We start from the raw sequence: 5018 nt of genomic DNA, 5'->3' as shown, positions 1-5018 counted from the left end.
GCATAGGGCAGATGCCGCCCCGCGCTCGCCTCGCGATCGATCACCCGCCGGTCGCGGGTCAGGGCCGGTAGGAGTTGCACCGCCAGATCCGGTAATTGGGGACGCGCGGGCAGCGGCTCGCCCGGGTGATCCACAGGTCGAAGAAACGCGGTTCGCGCAGGCAGGCGAGCATGCCGGCGGCGTGGATCACTAAAGCTGCGACCAGCACCCACACCGAGCGGAAGATCAGGAACAGCTCGGCCGCCAGCACCGCATTGGCGATGAACCAGGTATAGGTCACGCCCGCAAACATCTGTGGTCGCGTCAGCGCGACGAACACGGTGTCGCGGTCAAGACCGTTCATGCGCGCTTAGCCCGCGCCGGCCGTCGCCTGGATGCCGGCCACGATGCTGGCGGCGCCAAACAGGATGAAGCAGCCCAGGATGACCGTCGCGCCATAGCGCCAGTTGATCCGACCAGTCAGCATCAGCAAACCGACTGCAGCGACCGCGATCACCGCCACCACCGTGGCGACCGTACCGAGCAGCGTCCCCTGCAGCCAGCGTACCGCGCCGACGATCGCACCCGAACCCTGCGGATCGGCGAGTTCCTGCGCCCCAGCGGCGCCGGACCAGATCAATGCAGTTGCGGCCGCACCGATCGCTGCGGCCCGATGACACAAGGTTGCAATCACGCGTTCAACGCCTCACGCAAAATCCGGCGTCGGCAGCTTTCGCCGGACGCCGTGTAATTCAGGCCGCGACAATCGCGACCTTGCCGGTCTTGCGCACCATGCGCTTGAAGCGGGGAAGGTCGCCGTTCAGCGCTTCGATCATCGCCTGCTTGTTGCCTGCCGTGCCATCATAGGTGGCGGGAAGGTCGGGCACGACGGCCAGCCAGCCGGACGCCGCATAGCGGCGCGCGGTCGCCTCAGCCGCGGCGTCGATTGCACCATTTTCGGACACGACCAGCACGATGTCGGAATATGCCTTGCCGCGCGGGCCCGCGACGAAACCTTGGATCACACGGTGCGAATCGATAGCATATTTGCCCTTGTAGGTGCGTACGCCGTTGCCGCCGAGCGCCAGGGCCGGAGTCACGGTGCTGGCGGCGACGACGCCCGCTGCAGAAATGGCACCTGCACGGCCCAGAAACGACCGGCGGCTCACCTGGCCCGATTGATCCTTGTTCATTCGCGAATTCCCCCTCGCCTGATCAGACGTGATGAATGCAGCGTAACCACTTGCGCGATCGGAAACAACGATAGATCGCAGTGTTTTGGAATCGCCGCCGATCAGGGCGGTGCAATGGGGGCGTTGAGGCGTGACGGGGCATTCCGACGAAAATAGCGAATCGCAGCGGCTGCGGGAGGCAATTCTCGCTAGTCCGGCACTGCAGGAGCGACTCGGCGTACACTTCGACCCGGCGCTGTACGAGGCGGAATTGCGGGTGATCGCGCAGGAACTCGGGCTGGATCCCGACAAGGTATCGATCGACGCGCCCGGCCCCGACCCGCTGGGTATCTCGCGCTTTCAAAGTGCGCCGGTGACGCTCGATAGCTGGCCGCAGATCGGCTGGATTCCGGTCCGCTCGGTGCCGGGGCAGCAGGAGCCCGCGTTTGACTGGGCCTGGTTCGGCGATCGCCCGCTCGCCGAGCCGTTGTTCGAGGACAGCGTCATGGTCATGGCGTCGCGCCCGTTCAGCCGCAGCTTTCGCACGCGCACCGACCTCGACGCGCTGATCGCCGGTGCGGCGCAGGAAACGACGCTGGAACCCGACGGAATCGTCTTTCACATGTCGCGCTGCGGATCGACTCTGGTGGCGCAGATGCTCGCCGCAGTGCCGCATCACATCGTCGCGTCGGAAGCCGCGCCGATCGACGATCTCGTGCAATGGTGCGTCACCTCCGGCGCGCCGTTCGACAGGCAGGTGGCGGCGCTGCGGGCGCTGGTCCACGCGATCGGGCGCAACCGTTCCGGCACGGCGCGGCGCTATTTCCTGAAGCTCGACAGCTGGGCGGTGCTGGCGCTGCCGCTGTTCCGTGCAGCCTTCCCGTCGACGCCCTGGATCTTCCTGTATCGCAAGCCCGAGGAGGTCATGGTGTCCCATTTGGGGATGCCGGGAATGCATTTCGCGGCAGGAGTCGTGCCGGCACTGGGCCACATCAACGGCGGCGAGATTTCGTCGATAGAAGATCAGGGAGCCGCCGTTCTTGCGGCATATCTCGACTGTGCAATCGATCACCACGCGGTCGGTGGCGGAATGCTGGTCAATTATGCCGATCTGCTCGCCGCCATGGAGGGCGCGATTCCCCGGCATTTCGGGTTCGAGCCCGATGCGGCGGAGCGCGCGGCGATGCTAGCGGCGACCCGGCGCAATTCGAAGGTGCCGGATCAGGCCTATGCCGACGATACCGAACGCAAGCGCGCGGCGGTTACGCCCGCCGTCGTGGCGGCAGTGGCCCGTCATCTCGAGGCGCCCTATGCGCGGATCGAGGCGCTGCGGATCGGCGCTGCCGCAACGGTTTAAGCGTTTTTCGTCATGTTGACTTGATGTGCGCCCCCGCTAAGGTCCGGTGCAGAAAGCTGGTCGGTGCTGACGCGCGGGGAGCTTTGAATGTTGCGCAGTTTGCGCGTTCATTGCGGGCCGGATCACGGGGATCGGCTTGCTGGCATTGGGGGGATCTTATGGCGACGCCGTTTATTGGTGAGATTCGGACCTACGGGTTCAGTTTTCCGCCGCGCTTCTATTCGACGGCTGCGGGCCAGATCTTGTCGATCGCCCAGAACACCGCGCTGTTTTCACTCCTCGGCACCACTTACGGCGGCAATGGCCAGACCACTTTCGCCCTTCCCGACCTGCGCGGTCGCGTTGCCGTCGGTCAGGGTCAGGGCCCCGGCCTGTCGAACAACGTGATCGGCCAGCAAAGCGGGGCCGAGAACACAACGCTGACGACCAGCAATCTGCCGCAGCACGTGCACTCGTTGTCGGGCGTGACGGGCACGCTGAGCGCGGTGGACGTCAAGGCGACGCAGCAGTCGCCGACCACCGGCGCTTATCTCGGTCGCGGTACGGATGGTGCGACGGCACCCGACTCGATTCCGCGCATCTATGTGCCCGCCGCGACGGGCGGCCCGGCGACGAAGGTGCCGCTCGCGGGTGTGAACGTCGCTGGCAACACCGCGATTGCCGGCGGCAGCATCCCGTTCTCGACTATGCAGCCCTATCTGGTGCTCAATCAGTGTATCGCGCTGTCCGGGATTTTCCCGTCGCGGAACTGATGCTTTCGGGGTCGGCATGGCCGACCTCGGCAACTGTGCGGATTGGCTGGGTCCTCTTGGATGACGGTCAACCGGACGCAAATTTGGTTCAGGGCCGTCCGTCGGTGTGGCGTTCGGCTTCTTGATACAGGCGGTGAATGCCGGCGCAGGGTGGGTTTGATCGCCTGCCGACAAGTGGGGGATACATATGGCAACGCCAATGATTGGCCAGATCATGACCGTCGGGTTCAACTTTGCCCCGCGGGACTATGCCCTTTGTCAGGGGCAGACCATGGCGATCGCGCAGAACACGGCCTTGTTCTCGCTGCTCGGGACGACCTATGGCGGCAACGGCCAGACGACCTACGCTCTCCCCGATCTGCGCGGTCGCGTCGTGCTCAACCAGGGTCAGGGTCCCGGTCTGTCGATGCGTACCCTTGGCGAGCAGGGCGGAACCGAAACCACCACGCTGACCAGTTCGAACATGGCGCAGCATGTACACGCGGCCACAGGCGCGACCGGCACGGTCGATGCCGTCGACGTCAAGGCGCTGCAGCAGTCGCCGACGACGGGTGCCTATCTCGGTCGCGGCACCGATGGCGCGGGCGTGCCGGACATGATTCCGCGCATCTACGTGCCGGCCGCCACGGGCAACCCCGCGACCAAGATCCCGCTGGCCGGGGTCAATTTGGCCGGCAACACCCAGATTGCCGGTAGCGGCACCGCATTTTCAACGGTTCAGCCGACGCTGGTGATCAACCAGTGCATCGCACTCTTCGGAATCTATCCGTCGCGCAACTGATCGACGACATTGCGCCGGGGCGGGACCCCGGCGCCGCGCGTTTAATTGAACACCGCCTGATAATAATTGCCCGGCGGCGAATCGGGTGGCGGCATCGTCTGTTCGATATAGATCAGGTCGGGTCCGAACGACCCGCTGCGCATCGCATAGATGCCGGTGCCGAGCTGCACCATCGCGTCCGAATGGAACATCAGCAGGAAGGGCGGCCGCATCGATGGCCGGTGGTTGGTCATCGGCGTCGCCGAGACGAGCGTGATATCGACATTGTCCGGCTCGCAATCCAGCCGGAACAGCTTGCCGACATGCGGCGTGAATTCCTCGATCACCATCGGGCGGGGGATAAGTTCGGTTGTCATGCCGTGCACCCTAAAAGGAAATTCGGCGCGATCAACAGGCGTATCGCACTCCGTGGAGGCTGATCATTGACCCCGTCCCTGGACCCATTGGCCGACGCATTCGACCGCGCCTTTGCCGGCGATGCGAGCGCGTTCCATTGTCGACCGCGCGCGGACGCGGACGGTGCCTTTCTGCTCGACTGCGCCATCGCCTGCTCGACGATGGTCGGCTTGCTCCCCGACGCGATGCTCCGGCAACAGGCGGAGCTTCAGCGCGCCGCGCATGACGGCGGCTTTCCCGACGCCATGCACCGGATCGTCGTGCGCGACGGCGCGCCGATCGGGCATGCACGCATTGCGTGGAATGCCGCTGACACCCATCTGGTGGATATCGCCGTGCTGCCCGCGCATCGCGGGATCGGGGCGGCCGGTGCGTTGCTCAGGGCATGGCTGGCGGTCGCCGACGCGCAAGGCCTGACCGCCACACTCCACGTGTTCACCGACAATCCCGCGCGGTCAATCTACGCCCGGCTGGGCTTCGTCGAAACCCGGCCCGACCCCTATGCCGCGTTCATCGAAATGCACCGCCCGCCGGCTCAGCGCTGAACCCGCGCGGCCTCATCGGCGGGGACGAAGCAGGAC

The 5018-nt window shown here is 65.5% G+C and carries 8 protein-coding genes; 4 read left to right on the top strand and 4 right to left on the bottom strand.

Annotated features, from left to right (window positions below):
- Positions 1 to 58 precede the first annotated feature (58 nt).
- From AX681_RS04775 to AX681_RS04765, 3 genes are all read right to left on the bottom strand, one after another.
- Positions 59 to 343, bottom strand: a complete 285-nt coding sequence (locus tag AX681_RS04775; RefSeq protein WP_066657553.1) for a type IV secretion system protein VirB3 — start codon at positions 341 to 343, stop codon at positions 59 to 61.
- A 6-nt stretch (positions 344 to 349) separates the two neighbouring features.
- A complete protein-coding gene (locus AX681_RS04770) occupies positions 350 to 640 on the bottom strand; it encodes a TrbC/VirB2 family protein (protein ID WP_197421817.1) in 291 nt (96 codons plus the stop codon).
- Positions 641 to 731: 91 nt separating this feature from the next.
- Complete coding sequence (locus tag AX681_RS04765) at positions 732 to 1172, bottom strand: twin-arginine translocation signal domain-containing protein (protein WP_066657555.1); 441 nt, start codon at positions 1170 to 1172, stop codon at positions 732 to 734.
- Positions 1173 to 1302: 130 nt separating this feature from the next.
- Here AX681_RS04765 and AX681_RS04760 point away from each other — a divergent pair, with 130 nt between their 5' ends.
- The 3 genes from AX681_RS04760 (at position 1303) to AX681_RS04750 (ending at position 4041) form a co-directional block, all read left to right on the top strand.
- Entirely contained in the window at positions 1303 to 2508 is a 1206-nt protein-coding gene (locus AX681_RS04760) for a hypothetical protein (RefSeq protein ID WP_066657557.1), read from the top strand.
- A 158-nt stretch (positions 2509 to 2666) separates the two neighbouring features.
- Positions 2667 to 3260, top strand: a complete 594-nt coding sequence (locus AX681_RS04755; protein WP_066657560.1) for a phage tail protein — start codon at positions 2667 to 2669, stop codon at positions 3258 to 3260.
- 187 nt (positions 3261 to 3447) lie between these two features.
- On the top strand, positions 3448 to 4041 hold the full coding sequence (locus AX681_RS04750; RefSeq protein WP_066657565.1) for a phage tail protein: 594 nt from the start codon (positions 3448 to 3450) through the stop codon (positions 4039 to 4041).
- A 41-nt stretch (positions 4042 to 4082) separates the two neighbouring features.
- On the opposite strand, the gene AX681_RS04745 is transcribed toward AX681_RS04750, so the two are convergent.
- Positions 4083 to 4397: a DUF6916 family protein gene (locus AX681_RS04745; RefSeq protein ID WP_066657568.1), complete on the bottom strand. Its 315-nt coding sequence runs from the start codon at positions 4395 to 4397 to the stop codon at positions 4083 to 4085.
- A gap of 66 nt (positions 4398 to 4463) precedes the next feature.
- Between AX681_RS04745 and AX681_RS04740 the strand changes: the two genes are divergently transcribed.
- Positions 4464 to 4982 (top strand): GNAT family N-acetyltransferase, encoded by a 519-nt coding sequence (locus tag AX681_RS04740; RefSeq protein WP_156442617.1) that lies wholly within the window; start codon positions 4464 to 4466, stop codon positions 4980 to 4982.
- The last annotated feature ends 36 nt before the right edge of the window (positions 4983 to 5018 follow it).

It is taken from the genome of Sphingomonas sp. CCH9-E2, from assembly GCF_001557215.1.
Lineage (GTDB): Bacteria > Pseudomonadota > Alphaproteobacteria > Sphingomonadales > Sphingomonadaceae > Sphingomonas.
The sequence above is the reverse complement of the archived record's forward strand: the minus strand, read 5'-3'. Positions and strand labels throughout refer to the sequence as shown.